At 53.3% G+C, this 21,180-nt stretch carries 34 protein-coding genes; 19 read left to right on the forward strand and 15 right to left on the reverse strand.

What is annotated here, in order from left to right; genetic code table 11:
• Positions 1-4: 4 nt before the first annotated feature.
• Positions 5-346, forward strand: a complete 342-nt coding sequence (locus KBY68_RS07600; RefSeq protein WP_255096591.1) for a rhodanese-like domain-containing protein — start codon at positions 5-7, stop codon at positions 344-346.
• Positions 347-364: 18 nt separating this feature from the next.
• Positions 365-1,396, forward strand: a complete 1,032-nt coding sequence (locus tag KBY68_RS07605; RefSeq protein WP_106498855.1) for an HrcA family transcriptional regulator — start codon at positions 365-367, stop codon at positions 1,394-1,396.
• On the opposite strand, the gene trpB is transcribed toward KBY68_RS07605, so the two are convergent.
• Together trpB and KBY68_RS07615 are read right to left on the reverse strand one after the other, a co-directional pair.
• The gene (gene trpB, locus KBY68_RS07610; RefSeq protein ID WP_255096592.1) at positions 1,376-2,623 is read right to left on the reverse strand and encodes a tryptophan synthase subunit beta; all 1,248 of its coding nucleotides are present in this window, start codon (positions 2,621-2,623) and stop codon (positions 1,376-1,378) included. The genes KBY68_RS07605 and trpB overlap by 21 nt on opposite strands.
• Before the next feature lie 24 nt (positions 2,624-2,647).
• Entirely contained in the window at positions 2,648-2,851 is a 204-nt protein-coding gene (locus KBY68_RS07615) for a hypothetical protein (RefSeq protein ID WP_133165136.1), read from the reverse strand.
• Positions 2,852-2,889: 38 nt separating this feature from the next.
• Here KBY68_RS07615 and KBY68_RS07620 point away from each other — a divergent pair, with 38 nt between their 5' ends.
• Positions 2,890-3,222: a translation initiation factor gene (locus KBY68_RS07620; RefSeq protein WP_255096593.1), complete on the forward strand. Its 333-nt coding sequence runs from the start codon at positions 2,890-2,892 to the stop codon at positions 3,220-3,222.
• Here the strand turns inward: KBY68_RS07620 and KBY68_RS07625 are convergent.
• Complete coding sequence (locus KBY68_RS07625) at positions 3,219-3,641, reverse strand: hypothetical protein (RefSeq protein WP_255096595.1); 423 nt, start codon at positions 3,639-3,641, stop codon at positions 3,219-3,221. The genes KBY68_RS07620 and KBY68_RS07625 overlap by 4 nt on opposite strands.
• 27 nt (positions 3,642-3,668) lie before the next feature.
• Between KBY68_RS07625 and cysC the strand changes: the two genes are divergently transcribed.
• Both cysC and KBY68_RS12365 read left to right on the forward strand, forming a co-directional pair.
• Entirely contained in the window at positions 3,669-4,280 is a 612-nt protein-coding gene (gene cysC / locus KBY68_RS07630; RefSeq protein WP_255096596.1) for an adenylyl-sulfate kinase, read from the forward strand.
• Between the two features lie 14 nt (positions 4,281-4,294).
• Positions 4,295-4,909 carry a TIGR02466 family protein gene (locus KBY68_RS12365; RefSeq protein ID WP_353091681.1) on the forward strand — a complete coding sequence of 205 codons (615 nt, stop codon included), beginning with the start codon at positions 4,295-4,297 and terminating at the stop codon, positions 4,907-4,909.
• A 99-nt stretch (positions 4,910-5,008) separates the two neighbouring features.
• On the opposite strand, the gene KBY68_RS07635 is transcribed toward KBY68_RS12365, so the two are convergent.
• Together KBY68_RS07635 and purE are read right to left on the reverse strand one after the other, a co-directional pair.
• Positions 5,009-6,067: an AI-2E family transporter gene (locus KBY68_RS07635; protein ID WP_255096597.1), complete on the reverse strand. Its 1,059-nt coding sequence runs from the start codon at positions 6,065-6,067 to the stop codon at positions 5,009-5,011.
• Between the two features lies 1 nt (position 6,068).
• Positions 6,069-6,593 carry a 5-(carboxyamino)imidazole ribonucleotide mutase gene (gene purE / locus KBY68_RS07640; RefSeq protein WP_255096599.1) on the reverse strand — a complete coding sequence of 175 codons (525 nt, stop codon included), beginning with the start codon at positions 6,591-6,593 and terminating at the stop codon, positions 6,069-6,071.
• A gap of 38 nt (positions 6,594-6,631) precedes the next feature.
• Here purE and KBY68_RS07645 point away from each other — a divergent pair, with 38 nt between their 5' ends.
• From KBY68_RS07645 to KBY68_RS07660, 4 genes are read left to right on the forward strand one after another with little or no spacing between them, the layout of a single operon-like run.
• Positions 6,632-7,798 carry an N-acetylglucosamine-6-phosphate deacetylase gene (locus KBY68_RS07645; protein WP_255096600.1) on the forward strand — a complete coding sequence of 389 codons (1,167 nt, stop codon included), beginning with the start codon at positions 6,632-6,634 and terminating at the stop codon, positions 7,796-7,798.
• Between the two features lie 11 nt (positions 7,799-7,809).
• Positions 7,810-8,514, forward strand: coding sequence for a magnesium protoporphyrin IX methyltransferase (bchM, locus tag KBY68_RS07650; RefSeq protein WP_255096601.1), 705 nt, complete (start codon positions 7,810-7,812; stop codon positions 8,512-8,514).
• A 54-nt stretch (positions 8,515-8,568) separates the two neighbouring features.
• A complete protein-coding gene (locus tag KBY68_RS07655; RefSeq protein WP_255096602.1) occupies positions 8,569-8,775 on the forward strand; it encodes a 2-oxoisovalerate dehydrogenase E1 subunit beta in 207 nt (68 codons plus the stop codon).
• The gene (locus KBY68_RS07660) at positions 8,751-9,023 is read left to right on the forward strand and encodes a type II toxin-antitoxin system HicA family toxin (RefSeq protein WP_255096603.1); all 273 of its coding nucleotides are present in this window, start codon (positions 8,751-8,753) and stop codon (positions 9,021-9,023) included. Before KBY68_RS07655 ends, KBY68_RS07660 begins: the two co-directional genes overlap by 25 nt.
• 3 nt (positions 9,024-9,026) lie before the next feature.
• Here KBY68_RS07660 and KBY68_RS07665 read toward each other — a convergent pair whose 3' ends face one another.
• From KBY68_RS07665 to KBY68_RS07675, 3 genes are read right to left on the reverse strand one after another with little or no spacing between them, the layout of a single operon-like run.
• The gene (locus KBY68_RS07665; protein WP_255096604.1) at positions 9,027-9,998 is read right to left on the reverse strand and encodes an RluA family pseudouridine synthase; all 972 of its coding nucleotides are present in this window, start codon (positions 9,996-9,998) and stop codon (positions 9,027-9,029) included.
• Positions 9,995-10,759, reverse strand: a complete 765-nt coding sequence (locus KBY68_RS07670; protein WP_255096605.1) for a response regulator transcription factor — start codon at positions 10,757-10,759, stop codon at positions 9,995-9,997. Before KBY68_RS07670 ends, KBY68_RS07665 begins: the two co-directional genes overlap by 4 nt.
• Positions 10,760-10,764: 5 nt before the next feature.
• Positions 10,765-11,262: a hypothetical protein gene (locus KBY68_RS07675; protein ID WP_133165135.1), complete on the reverse strand. Its 498-nt coding sequence runs from the start codon at positions 11,260-11,262 to the stop codon at positions 10,765-10,767.
• Positions 11,263-11,321: 59 nt separating this feature from the next.
• Between KBY68_RS07675 and KBY68_RS07680 the strand changes: the two genes are divergently transcribed.
• Positions 11,322-12,461, forward strand: coding sequence for a cysteine desulfurase family protein (locus tag KBY68_RS07680; RefSeq protein ID WP_255096607.1), 1,140 nt, complete (start codon positions 11,322-11,324; stop codon positions 12,459-12,461).
• A gap of 10 nt (positions 12,462-12,471) precedes the next feature.
• Here the strand turns inward: KBY68_RS07680 and rsmH are convergent, their stop codons facing one another.
• Positions 12,472-13,359 (reverse strand): 16S rRNA (cytosine(1402)-N(4))-methyltransferase RsmH, encoded by an 888-nt coding sequence (gene rsmH / locus KBY68_RS07685; RefSeq protein WP_255096608.1) that lies wholly within the window; start codon positions 13,357-13,359, stop codon positions 12,472-12,474.
• A gap of 94 nt (positions 13,360-13,453) precedes the next feature.
• Between rsmH and KBY68_RS07690 the strand changes: the two genes are divergently transcribed.
• Positions 13,454-14,638: an NAD(P)H-quinone oxidoreductase subunit H gene (locus KBY68_RS07690; protein WP_255096609.1), complete on the forward strand. Its 1,185-nt coding sequence runs from the start codon at positions 13,454-13,456 to the stop codon at positions 14,636-14,638.
• A 106-nt stretch (positions 14,639-14,744) separates the two neighbouring features.
• Positions 14,745-15,056 (forward strand): DUF2752 domain-containing protein, encoded by a 312-nt coding sequence (locus KBY68_RS07695; protein ID WP_255096611.1) that lies wholly within the window; start codon positions 14,745-14,747, stop codon positions 15,054-15,056.
• Between the two features lie 6 nt (positions 15,057-15,062).
• Here the strand turns inward: KBY68_RS07695 and KBY68_RS07700 are convergent, their stop codons facing one another.
• On the reverse strand, positions 15,063-15,737 hold the full coding sequence (locus KBY68_RS07700) for a hypothetical protein (protein WP_255096612.1): 675 nt from the start codon (positions 15,735-15,737) through the stop codon (positions 15,063-15,065).
• A gap of 85 nt (positions 15,738-15,822) precedes the next feature.
• Between KBY68_RS07700 and KBY68_RS07705 the strand changes: the two genes are divergently transcribed.
• From KBY68_RS07705 to KBY68_RS07715, 3 genes are read left to right on the forward strand one after another with little or no spacing between them, the layout of a single operon-like run.
• Entirely contained in the window at positions 15,823-16,257 is a 435-nt protein-coding gene (locus KBY68_RS07705; RefSeq protein ID WP_106498836.1) for an acyl-CoA thioesterase, read from the forward strand.
• Between the two features lie 9 nt (positions 16,258-16,266).
• Positions 16,267-16,605 carry a nucleotidyltransferase domain-containing protein gene (locus KBY68_RS07710; protein WP_255096614.1) on the forward strand — a complete coding sequence of 113 codons (339 nt, stop codon included), beginning with the start codon at positions 16,267-16,269 and terminating at the stop codon, positions 16,603-16,605.
• Positions 16,606-16,625: 20 nt separating this feature from the next.
• Entirely contained in the window at positions 16,626-16,997 is a 372-nt protein-coding gene (locus KBY68_RS07715; protein WP_255096615.1) for a HEPN domain-containing protein, read from the forward strand.
• Here the strand turns inward: KBY68_RS07715 and KBY68_RS07720 are convergent.
• Positions 16,981-17,121, reverse strand: coding sequence for a hypothetical protein (locus tag KBY68_RS07720; protein ID WP_255096616.1), 141 nt, complete (start codon positions 17,119-17,121; stop codon positions 16,981-16,983). The genes KBY68_RS07715 and KBY68_RS07720 overlap by 17 nt on opposite strands.
• On the reverse strand, positions 17,114-17,380 hold the full coding sequence (locus tag KBY68_RS07725) for a hypothetical protein (protein WP_255096618.1): 267 nt from the start codon (positions 17,378-17,380) through the stop codon (positions 17,114-17,116). The genes KBY68_RS07720 and KBY68_RS07725 overlap by 8 nt, the downstream gene beginning before the upstream one ends.
• Positions 17,381-17,521: 141 nt before the next feature.
• Here KBY68_RS07725 and KBY68_RS07730 point away from each other — a divergent pair, with 141 nt between their 5' ends.
• A complete protein-coding gene (locus tag KBY68_RS07730; protein ID WP_106498832.1) occupies positions 17,522-17,821 on the forward strand; it encodes a nucleotidyltransferase family protein in 300 nt (99 codons plus the stop codon).
• Positions 17,822-17,973: 152 nt separating this feature from the next.
• Positions 17,974-18,144 (forward strand): HepT-like ribonuclease domain-containing protein, encoded by a 171-nt coding sequence (locus KBY68_RS12370; RefSeq protein WP_390634985.1) that lies wholly within the window; start codon positions 17,974-17,976, stop codon positions 18,142-18,144.
• A 7-nt stretch (positions 18,145-18,151) separates the two neighbouring features.
• Here the strand turns inward: KBY68_RS12370 and KBY68_RS07735 are convergent, their stop codons facing one another.
• Together KBY68_RS07735 and KBY68_RS07740 are read right to left on the reverse strand one after the other, a co-directional pair.
• Positions 18,152-18,346, reverse strand: coding sequence for a hypothetical protein (locus tag KBY68_RS07735; protein ID WP_255096619.1), 195 nt, complete (start codon positions 18,344-18,346; stop codon positions 18,152-18,154).
• A gap of 89 nt (positions 18,347-18,435) precedes the next feature.
• On the reverse strand, positions 18,436-18,678 hold the full coding sequence (locus KBY68_RS07740) for an AMP-binding enzyme (protein ID WP_255096620.1): 243 nt from the start codon (positions 18,676-18,678) through the stop codon (positions 18,436-18,438).
• 276 nt (positions 18,679-18,954) lie between these two features.
• Between KBY68_RS07740 and KBY68_RS07745 the strand changes: the two genes are divergently transcribed.
• Both KBY68_RS07745 and KBY68_RS07750 read left to right on the forward strand, forming a co-directional pair.
• Positions 18,955-19,209, forward strand: a complete 255-nt coding sequence (locus KBY68_RS07745) for a type II toxin-antitoxin system HicA family toxin (RefSeq protein ID WP_193913882.1) — start codon at positions 18,955-18,957, stop codon at positions 19,207-19,209.
• On the forward strand, positions 19,206-19,538 hold the full coding sequence (locus tag KBY68_RS07750; RefSeq protein ID WP_255096621.1) for a type II toxin-antitoxin system HicB family antitoxin: 333 nt from the start codon (positions 19,206-19,208) through the stop codon (positions 19,536-19,538). Before KBY68_RS07745 ends, KBY68_RS07750 begins: the two co-directional genes overlap by 4 nt.
• 164 nt (positions 19,539-19,702) lie before the next feature.
• On the opposite strand, the gene KBY68_RS07755 is transcribed toward KBY68_RS07750, so the two are convergent.
• Positions 19,703-20,698 carry a linear amide C-N hydrolase gene (locus tag KBY68_RS07755; RefSeq protein WP_255096622.1) on the reverse strand — a complete coding sequence of 332 codons (996 nt, stop codon included), beginning with the start codon at positions 20,696-20,698 and terminating at the stop codon, positions 19,703-19,705.
• Positions 20,699-21,180: the final 482 nt, after the last annotated feature.

Consider the following 21,180-nt stretch of genomic DNA (forward strand, 5'->3'; position numbering starts at 1 on the left):
TGCTATGGCCCAGCCCGAAACGATTTCAGCCAAGCAGCTGGCGCAGCGCTTAGCAACGGGAGAAGAATTTGTGTTGCTGGATGTGCGCGAGGCAGAGGAGTTGGCCTTGGCAGCCCTACCGGGGGTTATTCATCTGCCGCTCAGCCGTTCCCAAGAATGGTTGGAAACCTTGCCAGAACTCCTAAGCCAAGAAAAAAACCTAGTGGTGATCTGCCATGGCGGCATTCGCAGCTGGCATTTTGGCTGCTGGTTAATCGACACCCACGGCTACACAAAAGTGTGGAATCTGGAAGGCGGGATTGATGCTTGGAGTGTGCAGGTGGATCCAAGCCTGCCGCGCTATTGATGGCGCGGCGTAGCATCAATGGCGGTTGAATATCCCCTTGTGAAACCACTGCCTCGCCGCCAGCAGCAGGTGTTGCAGGCCACGGTGAGGCACTACGTAGACACGGTTGAACCGGTTGGCAGTCAAACCCTGGTGCGACGGTTTGGCTTGGATGCCAGCCCCGCCACGGTGCGTTCCGCCATGGGTGCCCTAGAGCAACAGGGTTTGTTAACCCAGCCCCACACCTCAGCAGGCCGGGTGCCAAGCCCAAAGGGTTATCGCCACTACGTTGATTGCCTATTACCTGCCCCGGGGCCAGCGGCGCAACAGTTGGATCGGGAATTGGCGGAACTCAGCCTGCAGTGGGCTGCCTTTGAGGATTTATTGCAACACCTGGCCCGCCGGCTGGCTGATTTCACCGGTTTGATGAGCCTGATCACCCGTCCGCAAAGGATTGAACCAAGGCTCAAGGCGATGCGTTTGGTTTCTAGTGGCGATCGCTTGCTGGTGTTTTTGGTGGAGAGTGCAGCTGTTACCAGCAGCCTCAACCTGCGCTTACCAGAGGTGGGAGCGGGCCAATTGGAAGCATTAGAGCGCTGGCTTGCCGAGCAGCTTGAACATCCAGCTGGTTTGCCGGGCAGTTCAATTCCTTGGAAAGCTCTGCCACCTCAATTGCAACCGAGTGGGGCACCGCTGCGGCGCGCTTTAGATGGTCATAACCGCAGCCGCAATCGCTCTGCGGAGGGTGCCCTAACCATGGGTTTAGCCGGGCTGCTGGGCCAACCTGAATTCAGCCAAACCGCCAGCTTGCGGCCCCTGTTGCAACTGGTGGAACAACGGCCTCATGAATTACTCAACCCCCCGGATTTGATGGCACCTGGGGGTGTGTGGATCGGCGCCGAACATCCAGATCCCGCCCTAGGTAGTTGCGCGGTGGTGCAGGCCCCCTATCGCGCTAAGGGCGGCGCTGAGGGCAGGGTTGCCTTGATTGGCCCGATGCGAATGGCCTATGCCACGGCCCAGGCGGCGGTGCGCAGCGTGGCGGCCCGTCTAGAGCGCTTGCTTTCCTAAGGCATCAGCAACGGTGTTTACGTCTTTATCGCCACGGCCGGAGCAGTTGATCACCACTTCACTGCCTGGGGCCAGCGTTGGGCAGAGCTGTTCAAGCCAAGCAAAGGCATGGGCTGTTTCAAGGGCGGGGATGATCCCCTCTAATTGGCTCACAAGTTGCAGGGCCGTTAGTGCCTCGCTGTCCGTTACGGCGGCATATTCGGCCCGGCCGATCTCATTGAAATAGCTGTGTTCGGGGCCCACGCCGGGGTAATCAAGGCCAGCGCTGATCGAATGGGCTTCGATTACTTGGCCTTCGCTGTTTTGTAGCAGCAAGCTCATGGCACCGTGCAGTACCCCCACCCGCCCTTCAGTGATGGTGGCGGCATGGCGACCGCTGGCAACGCCATCACCGGCGGCTTCCACGCCGATCATTCGCACGCTGGTGTTGCCCACGAAGGGATGAAATAGGCCCATGGCATTGGAGCCACCGCCCACACAGGCCAAAAGCACATCGGGCAGGCGGCCAAAGGCTTCAGCGCATTGACGTTTGGTTTCTTCACCGATTACGGCATGGAAATCCCTCACCAACATCGGATAGGGGTGGGGGCCAGCTACGGAACCAAGGATGTAGTGGGTGGTTTCCACATTGGTTACCCAATCGCGGATCGCTTCACTGGTGGCGTCTTTGAGGGTGGCGCTGCCGGCGGTAACAGCTTCTACCTTGGCGCCTAACAGGCGCATGCGAAATACGTTTAATGATTGGCGCCGCATGTCTTCAGCGCCCATATAGATCACGCATTCGAGGCCAAAGCGCGCGCATACGGTTGCTGTGGCAACGCCGTGTTGACCAGCCCCGGTTTCAGCGATTATTCGCTTCTTGCCCATGCGCAGGGCGAGCAACGCCTGGCCAAGGGCATTGTTGATCTTGTGGGCACCGGTGTGATTTAGGTCTTCCCGTTTCAACCAAATGCGTGGTCCCCCTTCGGGCCTGCGGTAGTGGGCGCTGAGGCGCTCTGCCTCGTATAGGGGGGTTGCCCTACCCACATAGGTTTTAAGAAGGTGATTTAAACGGTTTGTAAAAGCCGGATCAGCCCAGGCTTCAGCAGCTGCCTGTTCCAGTTCGGCCAGGGCTGGCATCAAAGTTTCTGGCACATATTGGCCGCCAAACCTGCCGAAACGACCCAGGGCATCTGGCCGCACCGAACGATCTAATTGGGCCGCAGATAACAATTCGGTAGGGGTCATTTTTATAAAAGCTCTTAGCGCAGCCTAAGGAGCGGGTGGGGTTAGGGGTGGCCAGCCATAGGGTTCAACGATGCGAATGCCGCCTTTACCTTGGCGGCAAGTGCTCGTGGCCTTTGGGCCGATGGGGGCATTATTTAGTTTCAGGCCCACTTCAGCGCAACTCTCAGGGCCATGGGGATCTGCAAAACGCAGATTCACCACATTTAGGTTCATCGGGGGCATGTCCATAGCCAATATTAGCTGGGGTTTGCAATAGGGAGAAGCGGATGGAACCCAAATCCCGCAAAGGGCCATGGCAGGAATTCAGCAGCGATATGGGCGCCCTGCAGCGGCCTGATATCGAACCTTTGCCAAAGGCCCAACAGGTAGTTCGGGTGCAGCGCACAAAAGCGGGTAAAGGCGGCAAGCTTGTAACGCTGATCAAGGGTTTGGCAGCTCCTGAAGCAGAGCTAAAACAGCTGTTAAAGCAGCTCAAGGCAGTTGCTGGCACTGGCGGCACCCTGAAAGAGGGAGTAATTGAGCTGCAGGGCGATCAAATAGCAGTGGCGCTAGCAGCACTGGAAAAAGCCGGCTACCGGCCAAAACAAGCTGGCGGCTAGGTTTTACAGCGTTGCCGCAATAGTTTCACAAGAATTGAAGGGGCAGTGGTTTGGCCTTGCAAGCTGAAGGCTTCCTGTTCCAAAACCCGATCTTTTACGTGGTAGTTACTAAAAAGAATTGAGATGATTTCCTGGGCGATTAAGGGGCTAACAGGCGCAGCAATGCCAAGCCTGGTGAGGTTGCCTTGGGGGCAACTTTGGGCTGCATGCACCGCCTCGTGCAGGAGCGTTTGACGGCTAATGCCAAGCTCAAAAGTGATTGGATGCACCCAAAGTGTGCGGCTGCGCGCCTCGAATAAGCCATAAACCCCAATTTTTGGAGGTTGCTCAAAGCGAACCTTGAAACCATGGGCTTTAAGTTCCCGCAATAGGGGCTGCAGATTTGCTGCGATTGGTTGGGGTGGTGCTGGTTGATCCACAATGGCGTTCCGTTTTCGCAGAGAGCTATGGGTGCCGCCACCAATATTGTTTGGCATGAGGCCTCCGTTGATCGGGGTGCCCGGGCCCAGCAGCGGGGCCACCGCAGCGCGATTTTGTGGTTCACGGGGCTTTCCGGCTCCGGTAAAAGCAGCCTTGCAAATGCCGTGAATGCGGTGCTGTTTGAGCGGGGCTTAGCCACCTATGTGCTCGATGGCGACAACGTGCGCCATGGCCTCTGCAAAGACCTTGGTTTTAGTGATGCTGATCGAGAAGAAAACATTCGCCGCATCGGCGAGGTGGCAAAGCTGTTTTTAGATGCCGGCGTAATCACCCTCACCGCATTTGTGTCGCCATTTCAAGCCGATCGAGCCCAGGCCAGAGCCCTGGTGGCAGAGGGTGATTTTATTGAGATCTACTGCGCTGCTGATCTTGCTGTGTGCGAGGGCCGAGATCCAAAGGGTCTCTATGCCAAGGCGCGGGCTGGGGTAATTAAAGACTTCACCGGAATTTCAAGCCCCTATGAGCAGCCGGAAGCGCCTGAGCTGCGTGTTGATACCGGCAGCCAAACCCTGCAGGAAAGTGTTGCCGAGGTGGTTGATTATTTGGTAAGACATGGTTACATAACCAATGCTTCTTAAAAATTGCTGGAATGATGGCTTCCGATATTATTTTTCCGACGCTCTTATGGTCATTTAAATACCCTGATACAGGCCAGCTGGCGGGGTATGGCTCCCGGGTGATTGAGCTGAGAAAAGGTGACCCCCAAGGCATTTCAATTACCAATTTGGGGGGTTGGCATAGTAAGACTAATTTGCTTGATGACCAGGCTTTTTCACCGTTATTTCAGTGGATTGCAGCTTGTTGCCAGCAAGCATTTACGGAAATCGGTTGGGATTTTAGCGTGGCTGCGCCCACATTTAATAATGCTTGGGCAATGGTGAATGAGCCGGGCAATAGCACCCGCGCCCACATTCACCCTAATTCGCTTTTTAGTGGGGTATTGTATCTCCAAGCTAATTCTCAATCGGGGGCAATCGCTTTTCTTGATCCTCGGGCTGGGGCCCAGATGTTGACCCCGCCACTGGGGGATGGGGCTTCAGAAGCCTTGGGGGGGCGAGTGCTAAGGCAGCCTTCTCCAGGGTTGCTATTGATATTTCCATCCTGGCTTTGGCATGAGGTGGAGCCAGGACCTGCAGGCTCGGAGCCAAGAATTTGCATTTCCTTTAATGTGGGTTTAAGGAAAATTGTTGGCACCGGAGATGCTTAAATTAAAAATATTAACTGATTGATTCTAAGGAGGCTTGATTGTCATGCTACTGAGGTTTTGATTACTTAATAATTGAATAGGCTATTCCAAGTTTTTGGTCTACTTGTCGACTGGTTCTGTGGAGATCTGTGTATACAACTCATCAAAAAAGGTTTTAAGCACGCTGGCAACCGGCACCGCTAGTAATAAGCCCAACAGTTCTCCAAGCCCCAATAAGTTGCCAGCGCGGGCGCCTAGCGGTAAGCAAAATAACAACCAGGCTGGTTGCAAACCCACAATGCTACCCATCAAACGGGGGCTGATTAGTTGATCCACTACTTGGCCCACACTTATGGCTGCGGCGAGCACTTCAAGGCCCGTGCGGGGATCCTCCACTGCCAACACAGCGCTCACCAGGATGATCGTGAGTGCACTGGCATAGGGCACCAGGGTGGTGAAACCAATAAGTAGTGCAAACACCACCCCGTAGGGAATTTGCAGCAGGGTAAAAACCACCAACTGCAAGCCGCTAAGGATTAAGGCAATCAAAACTTGGCCGGCAAAGTAACCACGAAAGGTGCGATTAATAGTGCTTGTTACCAATTCACGCCAATCGCTCGGCAGCCAACGGGCAAGGCCAGCGGCAATACTTTCGCCACCTAATAATAAAAATACCGCTAAAACCAACACGATCACTGTATTCACGGTGAGGCCAAGGGTGGCGCTAAGCAAGCTAAGTAGTTGTTGGCTCACACTCCGTGCTACGCGGCTACTGCGGGCTAATAAATCATCGCTAAGGGGGCTGAAATCCGTGGGCCAGCCCCTAGCTTCTGCCAAGGATTGCAGTTGGTTTAATAGCTCTTGGGCCTGCACTAACCAGCTGGGTATTGCATTTACTAGTTCTGCTAATTGTTCGATTAAACGGGGCACTAACCATGTGGCGGCCAGGCTTACGCCCCCCAGGGTTATGCCTAATACCAAGCTGAAACTTAGCGGACGCGCTAAGCCCCGTTGCTGCAGCCAGCGGCTTGGCAGATCTAGTAGAAATGCAATTAAAGCTGCAGTAACAAATAGGGCTGGAAATGGTGCTAAAGGCAACAATAATTGCCGCAAAACAAATAAATTAAGCACCACCAGAGGTAGGGCAAGGCTTAGGCGCAACCAACGGGGAGGCCACATTTTAATTGCGCTCAGCTAAGTAGCTGCTACTGCCCAATTGCTGCAGCCTTAGATCTTTTGCTTCCACATTGGTTTGTAATTCCCGCCTATGGGTTTGCAGGGCTTCAGCTAGGGCCTGATCTTGCAAAGCAAGGATTTGCAAGGCCAAGAGGCCCGCATTGCAGGCATTGCCGATTGCAACTGTGGCAACGGGTATGCCGGCTGGCATTTGCACAATTGAATAGAGGGAATCGAGGCCGTTTAGGGCTTTGCTCGCCACGGGTACACCGATTACCGGCAGGGTGGTGAGGCTCGCCACCATCCCAGGCAGGTGGGCAGCACCGCCGGCCCCGGCGATCAACACCTGCAGGCCCCGCCCTCGGGCGGATTCGGCATAGCTAACCATTGCCTTTGGGGTGCGATGGGCAGAGAGCACCCTCACCTCATGGGTAACGCCAAATTCCTCTAAAACATCAACCGCTGCCTGCATACAGGGCAGATCTGAATCACTGCCCATCAACACCCCTACCCGCGGATCCCTAGCCATCGGCAGACTGCCACTGTGTGCATTTTCACCTTGATTCCATGCAGACGCCCACAAACAGCAATTGGCACACGAATCTGCGCCTGCCAAGCGCTTGCAGTGGGCAGGATCAACGTTGGCGTTTGTTGATTGATCAAAGCGGCAGGATTAGTTGCCTAGAGCCTTTGGCAAGCCAGGCCGCTGGTGCTGGTTTGAATTGGCATGGGGCCTGGTTAAGCCCGCCAGGGGTGGATTTACAAATCAATGGCGGCCTTGGCTTGGCTTTCCCTGAATTGAAAACAGAGCATCTGCCCAAGCTGCTGGAGCTGTTGGATTTGCTCTGGCGTGATGGCGTAGAAGCGATCTGTCCAACTTTTGTTACCTGCGCTGTGGCGCCCCTACGCGAGGCCCTTGCCGTATTGAGGCAAGCCAGGGAAATGCATCAACCTGGGCGCTGTGCCCTGCTGGGGGCCCACCTGGAAGGCCCATTTTTGGCTCCAGAACGGCGCGGTGCCCATCCCCTGGAGCATTTATGTGCCCCATCGATTGCCGCCCTCCATGAACGCATAGGCGGTTTTGAGCGGGAAATTGCCCTAGTAACCCTGGCACCGGAGCTGGAGGGTGCCCCAGAGGTAATAGGAGCCCTAAGGCAATTGGGCATTCTTGTGAGCCTTGGCCACAGCCGTGCCGATGAAGATCAGGCCGCAAAGGCCTATGGCGATGGGGTGGGGATGCTCACCCATGCTTTTAATGCCATGGCTGGTTTGCACCACCGCGCCCCGGGGCCGATTGGAGCGGTGTTGGCCGCGCCCCATGTGGGCTTGGGTTTAATTGCAGATGGCATCCATGTGGCACCCACCATGGCGGTGTTGCTACAGCGGCTTTTGCCGGAGCAGGTGTTGCTTGTGAGTGATGCCTTAGCTCCCTATGGCCTAAGGGATGGCAACTACCCCTGGGATGAACGGCTTATCAATGTGGAGGCAGGCACCTGCCGCCTAAGTGATGGCACCTTGGCGGGCACCAGTTTGCCCCTATTGGAGGGCGTTAAGCGCCTAGCGGCTTGGGGTGCCATGCCGGCCGCGGCAATTCGGTCGGCCACGGTGTTACCCAGGCGTCAGCTTGGTGATTTGCGCCCTGTGGAGCAACAGCTATTGGGAATGGCCTGGGTTGACACGTTGAAATGGCAATTAGATGCTGATAACAAGCTCAGTTGGCAGCGAAACGGGTAGGGTCCCCGGCAATGAGATCCAAACCGATGGGAAATCAAGAAAAAGCTGAAGTGAAGGGTTACTTCGAAACCACTGGCTTTGAACGTTGGAATCGCATCTACAGCACCAGTGATGATGTGAATCGGGTGCAGCGCAATATCCGCATTGGCCATCAAAAAACCGTAGATAACGTGTTGGCTTGGTTGCAAGAAGATGGCGATCTGGCTAGCCGCAGCTTCTGTGATGCCGGTTGCGGCGTGGGCAGCCTCAGCCTTCCCTTAGCCCAATTGGGTGCGGCGAGCATTGCCGCCAGCGATATTTCTGAGGCAATGGTGAAGGAAGCCACCAGGCGGGCAACCGAGGCAGGCCTCGAGGTTGCCCGTGTGCAATTCAGCGCCTCCGATTTGGAAAGCCTTGGCGGCACCTTCAACACAGTTATCTGCCTTGATGTGTTTATTCACTATCCCCAGCCCCAGGCGGAGGCGATGGTTAAACATTTGGCAGCGTTAGCCCAGCGGCGCCTAATTGTGAGTTTTGCGCCCTACACACCATTACTGGCATTGCTTAAAAGCATTGGTTCTTTGTTCCCAGGGCCAAGCAAAGCAACCCGCGCCTACACACTTAAGGAAAGTGGCATCATTGCGGCGGCGGCTCAAGCCGGTTTTAAACCACTGCGGCGCAGCCTCAACCAAGCACCTTTTTACTTCTCTCGATTGATTGAATTTGAAAGGATTTAGCTTGTATTAGCTTGGTTTACATTGGAAGTGACTTCTACCCTATTGAGCAAACCTATGAATGAAATCTTGTTTGTTGTTGAAGAGGCCGATGATGGTACCTTTCGTGCAAGTGCTGTTGGGGAATCAATCCATACCGAGGCTGAGAATTTGGAAATTTTGCATCAAGAGATTCGTGATGCTGTGCACTGCCATTTTGAAGATGGTAGAGCCCCAGCCTTGATAAGACTTCATCACGTTTGGCAAGAATTGATAGCGCTGTGAAGATTCCAAGAAATCTGAATGGATTAGAGCTTGCTAAAAAATTGGAGTTCTTTGGGTATGCAATTACCCGTCAAAGTGGTAGTCATATGAGGCTTAGTCGAAAGGTTAATAATATTACTCAACATCTCACTATTCCTGCGCACAAGCCGTTGCGTATTGGAACTTTGCGACAAATATTAAAAGATGTATCTGGCCAAATCGGGATCGATCTGCATGAATTGATTGAAATGTTGGTTGACACTATTTAGTTTCTAAGCCTGCAATATTTTTGGTAGTGGCGCCTCCAAGTTGAGCTGTTCGCCATTTGCAAGGGGTATTTGCAGTTGGTGGGCGTGGAGCTGATAGCCGCCATCGCCTGGCAGTGCTTGATCGCAGGCTTGGCCCCCCAGTTTGTAGAGGGGGTCCCCCACTAATGGGGCGCCGGCAGCGGCGCAATGTATGCGGATTTGATGGGGGCGTCCGGTGGCAATCGTTAACTGCACCAGCCAGCCAGCAGCTTGCTTTTCTATTAATTTCAGCTGGCTGGAGGCAGGCAGCGCTCCCTGTTGCTGAGGGCTTGCGGCGGCCCAAATAGTGCCAAGGCGGCCATGGGGCCGCAGGCCGATTGGGGTGTTGAGCTGGCATTCGATCCCAGGCTTTAATTGCAGCAATGGCGAACCCTCTGCTGGCTGTTGCAGTAGCGCCCGATAGATCTTGATGCAGCCATTGGCGCTTTGGTGATTGCGCAAAAGGGCACTAAGCCAGGCGCGACTCTCACTTGAGCGGGCGCACACCAGCAGCCCTGAAGTGAAGCGTCCAAGGCGATGCACGGGTTTGGGCAGCCCATTGGGATCAGCTCGATATTGTTTTTTGAGTAATTCGAGCAGGGTGTGTTCAAGAAAGCCGCCGGCTGGTAATACGGGTAGGCCGCTGGGTTTATTAATTACTAGCAAATCATTATTATCATAAATAACATCCCATTTATCCGGCACCGCCTCCTCAAGCCACGGCGGCCGCCGCCATTCCAAATAAAAGCCATTGCATCGGATTTCACCATTGCTCAGCCGTTGTTGCCAATCCTCTATTGAGCTATGGGGCCAACGGCTTGCGTAGAAATTGCAAATTAAATCTGCATAAGCACCAAGGTTATTGTTAATATCTATGTGATGATTTATGCCACTTTTTATCCCTAGATGCGTTAGGCGATCCCTGTATGTGTGACCTTGATTGTAGGCAGCTTTCACTCCACCAAGGCATTTTCAAGGGCATAGCGAACAAGTTCAGTGCGACTCGATGTGCCAGTTTTGGCAAATAGCCTGCTCACATACTTCTCCACATTGCGGATTGATGTTTCTAGCTGCCGGGCAATTTCTTTATTCATTAATCCTTCAGCCACCAATTGCAGAACGCTCGCTTCCCTTGGGGTGAAGGAATGGTTGGCCGGTGCAATCCCTTTCTTGTTATTTCCCCCCTGGAGCATTGAACGAATTTCTGTTATTTGTTTAGCCATTTGCCCCATATCTGTGTCGGCATATCGGGCGGCTTCCCGCAATAGCCGCTCCTGCCGTTGCACCACATTGCGCACCCGTGCCACTAATTCATCGGGGTCGAACGGTTTGGGGATGTAGTCGTCTACGCCGGCTCGAAAACCAGCGATGCGATCGGAGGTCATCCCTTTGGCGGTTAGAAAAATCACCGGAGTGCCACCTAGCCGTTCATCTTCCCGCAGGCGTTTGAGCAGGCCAAAGCCATCCATGCGCGGCATCATTACGTCGCTTAACACCACATCAGGCATCTCCGCCTGGGCCTTTTGCCAACCCTCTTCCCCATCGCTTGCGGTGCTAACGGCAAAACCTTCATCTTCGAAGTAGGCCTGCACAGCTGTGCGAATGCCGGGTTCATCGTCTACCAAAAGCACCCGCGCTGGCCCTGTGATTAGGGATTCAACGGGATCAGGGCTTGGGTTTTGACTGGGGTTTGGATTTGGGGGATTTGAATTTTGCATTGGATTTAGCGGGGATTCCCCGGTAGGAGATGTTCCCGTTCGATGAGATTGCCACTAAAGCCCAATTTGCGCGCCACCGCTTGCAAACTATTGGGGTCTTTACCGGCCTGTTCCGGTACGCAGGCTGCCCACCAGATCAAATGGGATAGGCGGTTATGGCTGCCAACAAATCCGCCAGGATTTAGTTCCAGCATCATCAATTGGCTGCCATTACTGGTAACGCGGGCGGGGGCTGTGGTGTCGCAGCGCAAGGTTTCATTGCGCACTTTTACGTCGTTTACCAGTTCTTGCCACACCTTCAGGCGCTTGCCCCCTGGGATGTCGCTGGCGGGGCGGATTGCATAGATGCCGATCACCTCTTTGCCATAGGGAATCGTGCGCTCCTGCAGGATCAGCATTCCTGGAGGGCGATAGTTTTCTGGTTTTTGCAGGTCGAGGCTTTGCGCTTGGCAGGAGCCTGCCAACAGCAACGCTGCCAGCTGGGGCCGCAAGAAAGGGGCCATCAAACAAACCAGCAAGTTGTTGCCAGCATGGAGCCAACATGAACCCCTGGGTGTTGTAAGTGGCCGCTGCGCCGATCTACCTCGACCATCAGGCCAGCACCCCCTGTGATCCAGCGGTGGTGGCAGCCATGGCGCCCCTGTGGGGTGAGGATTTTGCTAACCCCTCCAGCCGCGGCCATCGGCCTGGCCTTAATGCAGCCCTGTTGGTGGATCAGGCCAGGGAAAGTTTGGCTGCTGCTTTAGCGATCCCGCCCCACACCCTGGTGTTTACCAGTGGTGCCACCGAAGCAAACAACTTGGCCATTAAGGGTTTATGTGAAGCGCGGCTGGCCAGGGGCCGTCATGTGATCACGGTGGCAACTGAACACCGGGCGGTGTTAGATCCCTGCCGCTACCTGGAGCGCCTCGGTTTCAGTCTCACGGTGCTACCGGTGGCAGCCGATGGACTTTTGGATCCTGCCCAGCTCGAGGCGGCCATGGGGCCTAGCACCGTGTTGGTGAGTGTGATGGCAGCCAACAATGAAATAGGTGTGCTTCAGCCCCTGGAGGCCATTGCTGCCATCTGCCGCCGCCATGGAGCCGCCTTCCATTGCGATGCAGCCCAATTAGTGGGCCATCAATTAATCAAACCCTTGGAATTAGGCATTGATCTATTTAGCTTTAGTGGCCACAAGTTCTATGGCCCAAAGGGCATTGGTGCCCTTGTGGTGGCAGAGGATTTGGAATTAGCAGCCCAGATCCATGGCGGCGGCCAGGAGGGGGGGCGCCGCAGCGGCAGTTTGAGCACGCCACTGATTGTGGGTTTGGCAACCGCCCTTGATTTAGCCCTTGCTGATGCCCCTGGCCGCGCCCAGCGCTTGGGGCAGCTGCGGGATCAACTTTGGAGCGGCCTCGAGCAGCTGGGGGGCATTTGCGTGAATGGTGCCCTAGAGCCTCGCCTAGCCCACAACCTCAATGTTTCTGTGGCTGGGGTAGACGGTTCCCGGCTGCACAGTGGTTTAAGGCGTGGCTTAGCCGTTAGTGGTGGTTCGGCCTGTAGCAGCGCCTCCGGGGAGCCGTCCCATGTGCTGATCGCTTTGGGCCGCAGTCGCCAGGAGGCAGCAGCTTCGGTGCGTTTTGGCTTGGGGCGCTCCACCACGGAGGAGCAGATCAAAGAAACCTTGGCTTTTATCAACCAGCTACTGGCAAAGCTGCGCTGAAAAGTGAATGCTATTCAGGGCCCAATAACTTCTCGCTAACGCGCAATTTGGCAGACCTGGAGCGGCTATTGCTGGCTTCCTCTGCCTCATCTGCCACCAGGGGTTTTCGGGTAATTACCCGCAGGGCAGGGTTGCTTTTAAAGCTGTTTTTTACCAAGCGATCCTCTAAGGAATGAAAACTGATCACAGCAAAGCGGCCGCCGGCTTGCAGCCAATGGGGCGCTTGCTTCAACAATTGCTCAAGTACCCCGAGTTCATTGTTCACAGCAATGCGCAGGGCTTGAAAACTGCGGGTGGCAGCATGGATGCGGCCATGGCGCTGTTTAGGTGGATAGCAACCGGCGATTGCATAGGCCAGGGCGGCAGTGCCCCGTTCGCCGTTATCCCACGGACCCTCCGCCACCAACTTGCGGGCAATGCGCCTGGCTAGTTTTTCTTCTCCGTAGTGAAACAGCAGATCAGCCAGTTCCGTTTCGCTGAGTCGATCGATTAAGGCCGCTGCCGTTTCCCCTAATCCCTCAGGATTCATGCGCATATCGAGGGGTCCATCGCTGCGGAAGCTGAAACCCCGCTCCGCCTGATTTAACTGGTGGCTGCTAACGCCTAAATCAGCAAGCACTGCCACCACTGGGCTGGTTGCTTGATAGCTGGCGAAATTGGTGGCAATTATTTGTACCCGTTCGCCAAAAGGGGCCAATTTTGTAGCGGCAGCCTTGCGGGCCTCTGGATCTTGATCAAGGCCGATCAGCTGCCAGCCGGGGTGGGCCTCGAGCAATAGGGAGCTGTGGCCCCCTCCCCCCAAGGTGCAATCGAGCAAAACCCCCTCCGCTGGTAAGGAGGCAAAGGCTTCAAGCACCTGGTGGGCTAGCACCGGTTCATGGTTAAAGCCAGGCTGCAACTGGGGGATCGAACTATCCAGGGATTTTGATTTTGGTTAATGCAATGAATGCTCCCACCCCTTCCTAGGATCAGCACAGCAAAGCCTTCGGCCCATGACGCAGCTGGAAACGCGCACCGAGCCGATGGTGCTCAATTTTGGGCCCCACCACCCCTCTATGCATGGGGTGTTGAGGTTGGTGGTAACCCTGGATGGGGAGGACGTGGTGGATTGCGAGCCGGTGATCGGCTACCTGCACCGCGGCATGGAAAAGATCGCTGAAAGCCGCACAAATGTGATGTTTGTGCCTTATGTGAGCCGCTGGGATTATGCGGCTGGCATGTTTAATGAGGCGATCACAGTAAATGCGCCAGAGCGTTTGGCTGATGTGAAAGTACCCCGGCGGGCCAGTTATATCCGGGTGTTGATGTTAGAGCTGAATCGTATTGCTAATCACCTGCTTTGGCTTGGACCATTTCTGGCTGATGTGGGTGCCCAAACGCCATTTTTCTACATCTTCCGCGAGCGGGAGATGATCTACGACCTCTGGGAGGCGGCCACCGGTCAGCGGATGGTAAATAATAATTATTTCCGTATCGGCGGAGTTGCTGCTGATCTTCCCTACGGATGGCTGGAAAAATGTGAGGATTTTTGTGATTGGTTTGGCCCTAAGGTTGATGAATATGAAAAATTAATTACCAATAATCCAATCTTTAAGCGCCGCATAGAAGGGCTCGGTCGCATCAGCCGTGAGCAGGCGATTAATTGGAGCCTTTCGGGGCCGATGTTGAGGGCTTCTGGGGTGGAATGGGACCTGCGCCGCGTAGACAAATATGAGTGCTATCACGAATTTGATTGGCAGGTGGTAACAGCACAGGAAGGTTGCTGCTATGCCCGTTATCGAGTGCGCATTCAGGAGATGCGTGAATCATTGAAGATTTTGCGCCAAGCCTGCCGCCAAATTCCTGGTGGGCCCACCGAAAATCTCGAAGCCCGCAGGCAGCTGGAAGGTAAAACCAGCGAGTTCTATGGATTTGATTATCAAATAGTTGCTAAAAAAGTGGCACCAACATTTAAAATTCCTGAAGGGCAGCTCTATACCAGGGTTGAATCTGGTAAAGGTGAATTGGGAGTGTTTATTATTGGTAATAACGATGTAACACCTTGGCGCTGGAAAATTAGAGCTGCAGACTTTAATAATCTACAAATTTTGCCCCATCTACTCAAGGGTGTGAAAGTCGCAGATATCATGGCAATCCTTGGCTCAATTGATGTGATTATGGGTTCCGTTGACCGTTGATTAGGGGGTTGATCTGAACCCTTTCCTAAGCCGCTTAAGGCAAGCCGGTTATTTATTACCCCTCGGCCTTAGTGGTTATTTAATCCTTAAAGGTGCCCACGGGCCATTGCTCGGTTGGCCCTGCCCCCTACGGGCCTTAACCGGTATTCCCTGCCCCACCTGTTTCCTAACCAGGGCAACGGTTGCCGCCTTACGTGGCAACCTCAGTGAATCAATCCAATTGCATGCTTTTGGACCCTTGGTGGCGGTTGCCCTGATCGCTTGGTGTTTTACGGCCATTAGCCAGCGGCGCTTAATTCCCAGGGAAATTCCCGCATGGCCATTGGCCGTGGGGGCTGTTGTTTTATTTGCCTATTGGTTAATGCGCCTAATGTTTAGTTATGGCTTAGGTTTTCGCGGTGCACCTGGCTTTCCCTAGCTGGGTTCAGCTAATTAAACCTTTGTGGTAGGCGGCATTTTGTAGATAAAAGCTGCTCACAGGCACTGCCACAAGGGCGCCAAGGCCGCAGGTGCAAATTGATACCAAAGCAACCAATAGCCACGCCAAAATTTCAATTCCAACGAAATTCATACCATTTGGTGAACGGTATACAGCTTGAAATGAACCGCTAAAGGCATCGAGGATTGGTTCATTGCCAAGGAAGATTCGGTTCACATATACGGGCATTGTAAGGGCGATAACAATGCCGGGAATAACACAAACTAGAAAACCGATAGTGGTGGCAGCAGAAAATAAAATACCCGCCAACAGATAACGCAAGGGCCTCTGTAATAATGCTGAGAAGGCAGCATTTATGGTGATCACTTCACCGCTGTTGTAGTAGAGGGCAGGCACAGCAACAAATAAAACACCAAGCAAACTTGAAATTATTAGAAACGGAAACTGCCCAGCTATTCCAAATAGGGAAGGCAATGCAGCATCGCTTGAATTTCCGCTTAGCCATGCTGTTGTAATTGTGATAGCCAGTGATGCAAGGAAGCCCAAAACCCCCACTGCAACGCTGGCGATCCAAATCAGCAGCATGGTGGGTATGTGGGCAATAAAGTCTTCCCAAGCTCTATTGATAGTGGGTTGTTCATAGGCCTGGGGCGATGCCATGGATGCTGGTTGAAATCAGTTCCATCTTGGCAACCTTTCCTTTTTTGTCTGCAGAATTAACTAGGAAATTAACTAGGATTGGCGGATGAAATCCAGTGATTTTTTACTGCTCTGCCGCAGCGTGCGTTTTGGCGACACCGATGCCGCAGGGGTTATGCATTTCCATCAGTTACTGCGCTGGTGCCATGAGGCCTATGAAGAAAGCCTCGAAAAGTTTGGCGTTAGCCCGGCTGATTTATTTCCGCGACCTGGCCTGAACCTTGAGCTGTTGCTTCCGATCGTGCATTGCAGCGCTGATTACCTTGCCCCCTTGAGTTGTGGCGACCCATTGGCGATTGCCCTGGTGCCCAAGGGGTTGAATGCCCATAGTTTTGAAGTGAGCTACAGCTTTAGCTCAAGGGGGGAAGCGGTGGCAAATGCTTGTATTCGTAGTGTGTGTATCACCGCTATTGATCGCAAGCGCGCGCCATTGCCTGCGCCGATCAGCCGATGGTTGGCAGCAGCAGCAGTTACGGATTAATTTGTTTTTATGGCAAGCCTTGCAGCTATTCGTGATCGCAGTTATCGCCTTCGATTGGCTGGCCTGCGCAGGGAGATTGCTGATTTAATGCGCCAGTTCCCGGCTGCCGAGGTGTGGTTATTTGGTTCGCTAGCCCGCGGTGACTGGGATGGATTTTCAGATGTTGATTTACTGGCAATCGCCCTCACTGCAAGCCAAGCAAATAATTTGGCTGATGCCCTTTTAGGCAATGGCATAGCCGATGATGTGATTGCACTAACTCAAGCTGATTGGCAGTGTTTTCGAAATAGTACTGATCCCTATTGGCGTTCTATTGGCAATGATGCTTTCAGATTGGATCAGCCATGACTCCGCGAGTTAAAGCTTGGATGCGTCAAGCGGAAAGTGATATGGCTGTGGCCAAGCTAAATGCAGAGCAAGGGTTTCATTCCCAGGCTTGTTATCACGCAGGCCAAGCGGCTGAAAAAGCTCTTAAAGCTTTGATTGTAGAAGCTGGCAATCCACCTCCCTATAGCCATTCACTCGATCGACTTGTTGAAACCCTTGTTGAATTGGGCTTCAATATGGAGGCGCTGCAGCAACTTCATCTCAAGGCTCTTAGCCGTATGAATACTGAAACCCGATACCCACGGGCAGACGAAGCTCCTACCGATTTATATGATGCAAGAGATAGCCAAACTTCGCTTGTAATAGCAAATAAAGTGCTTGAACATATAAAGTTGATTATTTCTGCAAATTAATTCTTATTTCATTAAGTATTGAATTTAAATAGGTAACAATTTTTCTGGCAATGGTGGTTACCAAATCAGCAATGCCACCTGTAGCTACGGTTTCAATTGCTGCGCTTATCTTTAACTCATCCATAGGGGATATCGTTTGAGGATTGCTGCCATTGCGGCCGCTTCAGCAAATATTTGCTCAATGCAATTGGTGCCATGACCCCCTCATACCCCCCGCGACGGTGCACCTCATACAGGAACTCGAGTCGCTGCTGCAGCGCCCCATTGACCTTGCGCGCTTTCATAAGCGTATGAACCCCTCCCTGCGTGCGGCCATCCTTCAGGAAGGCGTCACCGCGTGAGTTGCGATTTACTTCTGCTGCAAACGCCTCTTCGGCAGGCAATGAAGAGGATCAAACGAAGGGCACAGCCGCTCTTTCCTGTTCTGCGGGCGCCACGGCTACTGCCCCTTAAGAACTGAGGCAATTGCTGCTCACCACGTGCTAGTCGGTTTAGCCTAATTTTGTGCCCAGGTTGTTCTTTCTATGGCTACCCCCAATCGCCAAGAAGTGCTTAACCTGTTGCAGGAACGTAAGGATCTATGGCGGCAGCGCTATGGCATAACCCGTTTAGGACTTTTTGGTTCCCTTGCAAGGAACGAAGCTGGTCCAGATAGTGACATTGATCTTTGCATCAGCCTTGATCCGCCCAATCCCTTCTGCCTAGTGCATTTCAAACAGGAAGTGGAACAGGCACTACAGGTACCTGTTGATGTGATCAGCCTCTGGGATCGCATGAATCCAGCGCTACGCCGCAGGATTGATCAGGAGGGTATGTTTGTCTAACGAGAAACAATTTAGCCAGGATCTGTTAGAGCAAATTCTGAACCTTGTTGAATCGGTAATAAACCGAATGGCGGCACTTTAGATGCTGTGTGCGTGCAATATTTAGCTTTAGGTGAGACTATAAAACAACTCGATAAGCACACCCAGGGGGAATTACTTACACGTCACCCAAACCAGGATTGGAAAGGGATAATGGGTTTCGTGATGTACTTGCCCATCAATATTTTAGTGTTGATCCCGCTCAAGTTCTGTGGATCAGCCGCCAAGCCATGCCGCAATTGCGACTCGAAATCCTGCTGATGATCCAGCAATTAAATAACTAATAGCAGCTCATAGAGACGTTGGTGCAACGCCAGCTATATCTCCTAACCATTGCCGCAATGCCTGCACGCTGATAATTCCCTTCTCTTGCAGCTGCAACATTTCAGCTACTGTTGGAGATGGCTTTGGAGCAGGGGCCATTGGTGATATTTCAACCTCCACCGCCGCCGGAGGCTGCTGCACGATCAAGATGGGCTGAGCCATTAGAAGGGAAAGCATGAATATGTTGCCTTCAGCTATCATAAGCGCTGATTGTGTTGGCGTTAGGCAACATGAAATGATTTGTTCAGGATTTAATAAATCTCACAATCTTTCTTTTGGGCCCATTCAAGCCAGCGTTTGCGTTCCCATTTACCTTCACGGTTAGTTTCAAGTTGCGGTGATAAAAACCATTTTTTTGGCCGTTCTGCCGGCGGTAATTTGTTCGCCTCAATGCATAGCTCCTTGATCACCAGCTGCTGATCTGCTCCAGGTTTAATGCGCACTAATGCCACAAGTTTCTCACCCCATTCGGGATCTGGAAGGCCAACTATCAATCGTTAATGGTAATGGCATCTTTGCCGAGAGAGGAAGGAGCTATATTCTGTTGGCTTCAACATGATTTAGTTTGGATTGATAAGTTATTAGAGACATTAAAAATGAGCCTCCAAGCCATTAACGCAATAAGCATAAACACCTCCAAAAGGCCTCATCATTTTTGGCAGTTGTCGAGAATTGATTCATTGATGGTTGCGTGGAAGCTCTAAATGGCGTTATGCGGCACCTATTAACAGAAAGTCATGCCTGGTACTGGAATATAGTACTATGATTGGATGAAGCGGAAGCACCAGCGCACCCTTGAGCTGATCTTCTCCCGTCCCGTAAGCGGCAGCTTGCCTTGGAGGGACATCGAGGCCCTCTTTCAGGAGCTTGGTGGGGATGTCAGTGAGAGGGCGGGCAGCCGAGTTGCGGTCGTTCTGTTTGGCGAAGTTAGGGTTTTCCATAGACCCCACCCATCGCCTGATACAGACAAGGGTGCTGTTGCTTCGATCCGCAAATGGTTTGAAGAACACGGAGTAACACCATGAATCTCATGAATGTGGATGGCTACCACGCAAAAATTGACTACGACGAGGAGACGGATCAGTTTCGCGGGGAAATTCTTGGACTTTCTGGAGGAGCAGACTTTTATGGGTCTAGCTCTGAGGAACTTCGCCGAGAATTCAAAAAGTCATTGGACGTCTTTCTTGAGGTATGCAAGGAGCAAGGAATCGCCCCCCGTAGACACTATTCAGGTAAGTTCAATCTTCGGATTCCGCCTGAACTACACGAGAAATTGGCGATGACTGCGGAGGTGCAGGGAAAGAGTCTCAATACGCTCGCGCAAGAAGCACTCCAGAGAAGTGTCACGGCATAAAGGAACGGATAACAAGCCCCTGGAGTGGACAGGCCACCACCCTTTTTCCGTTTCGCAATTAGTCCTTGCCTGCCACTCAGGGGCAGCGTTCGAAGGATGGTCAGTGGAACTGGTGCGTGGAGAGAAGTAGCCGTTAGAAGTGAGTTGAACTTAGGGCCGCTGGCTTAGGGTTTTGGAGCCAGGAAAGAGATCGGGGGTGCAACTTTGAGCTGGGCGTTGAGATTGCCCTGAAGGGATGGATTGCTCTCGATAGCGATGGCGCGGACACCGCTGCCGGGGCTGAAATCGATTTGGCGCAGATTCAGCCAGACCATCTGTGGGGAGAGGGCTGAATCGAAGTAATAAACGCCGTTCTTCTGATCGAGCAGGGTGCGCCACCAAGTGGGAGATATGTTGGGGTGCTCGGGATCGGGGGTGCCCCAGGGAACGGAGATGTTGCGCATCACGCTCATTACGCCGGCCAGGGCTTGGCGTGGATCGGTGGTGGGCGGCAACTGCTCGTTGTAGTACATACCCCGCACAAAGCGGTCGGGTGACTGGATCGAGCCAGGAAGGTCGTGAGTACGATCCTTGGTAGCCCAGAAGGCATTAAGCTTCAACTGCTCGCTGTACACCGGGCTGTTCGTCATCACCTGATACTGTCGGCCATGGTGAATCACCGGTTTGCCACTGAGGTATTCGATCACCGCCGAATCACCGCTAGCATCCGATACCGCCATATGGACTGTGGCCTTTGCCTTTCCACCGGGCCCGAAGGGCACTGGAACGATCTGGATGCGGTCCTGTTGCACAGCCACCACTAGCTCCTTCACTGTGGCGTATTGGCTGAGCAGATAGAGGGTCCAGGCAGCAAAGGAGAGGCGAGGGCGTTTTGCCCCAGCAGTAGCGAGACCGAAGTCGTTCTCGGCCAAGTAAAGAAGGTTGGCGGCCAGTCCTTTCTCGTTCATGCCATCGAACACCGCATCCACGGCTCCGCCGGGCTCAGTGCTGCCACTCACCAGCACGGCACCATAGCGGCTGTTGAAGCGCAGGCTGTTGATGCCGCCGGCACCCTCGATTGCCTCGCCGCGGGGGATCACATGGAAGTGGGAGTTGAAGCCGTAGGGCCAATCCATCGACCGTCCTGTGATCACCTGCTGATTTGGGCCGGTCCAGGTCACCCGGGAGCAGGCCAAGGAAGCGGCAGGCGTGGCGGCTAGGACCAGGGTGGCGCCAATGGTCAAGGCCTGCCGAAAACGTTGGAGCGGCATAGGAGGAAGGCACTCTCCAGAATTATGACCAGTGCTGCAGGATCTGGCAACAAGAGTAATCACTTGCTTGAATTATCGATATCTTCAGCCAATAATGAGATTGCTCATTGCCTGAATTTATGCGGCTTGTCTACCCTTGGCAGACATAGAGAACCAAGTTGATAAAATAAGATAATAACAGAAGGTCTTTATTGTTCTAGCATAATTATGCTTCGCGGGTATGAAATAAAGAATGGACTGAAAGCACCTCAACGCATTTAAGACAGCCTAATTTATTGACCATGCTCCCTCCGAACAAGCCCCTCGAGTGGACAGGCCTCCATCAACCCTCTACTGCGCCACCCCAGGCTCCCTGCCTGCCACTCAGGGGCAGCGTTAGGCCATTTCGCGCA

It is taken from the genome of Synechococcus lacustris Maggiore-St4-Slac, from assembly GCF_024345595.1.
Taxonomy (GTDB): Bacteria; Cyanobacteriota; Cyanobacteriia; order PCC-6307; family Cyanobiaceae; genus Synechococcus_D; species Synechococcus_D lacustris.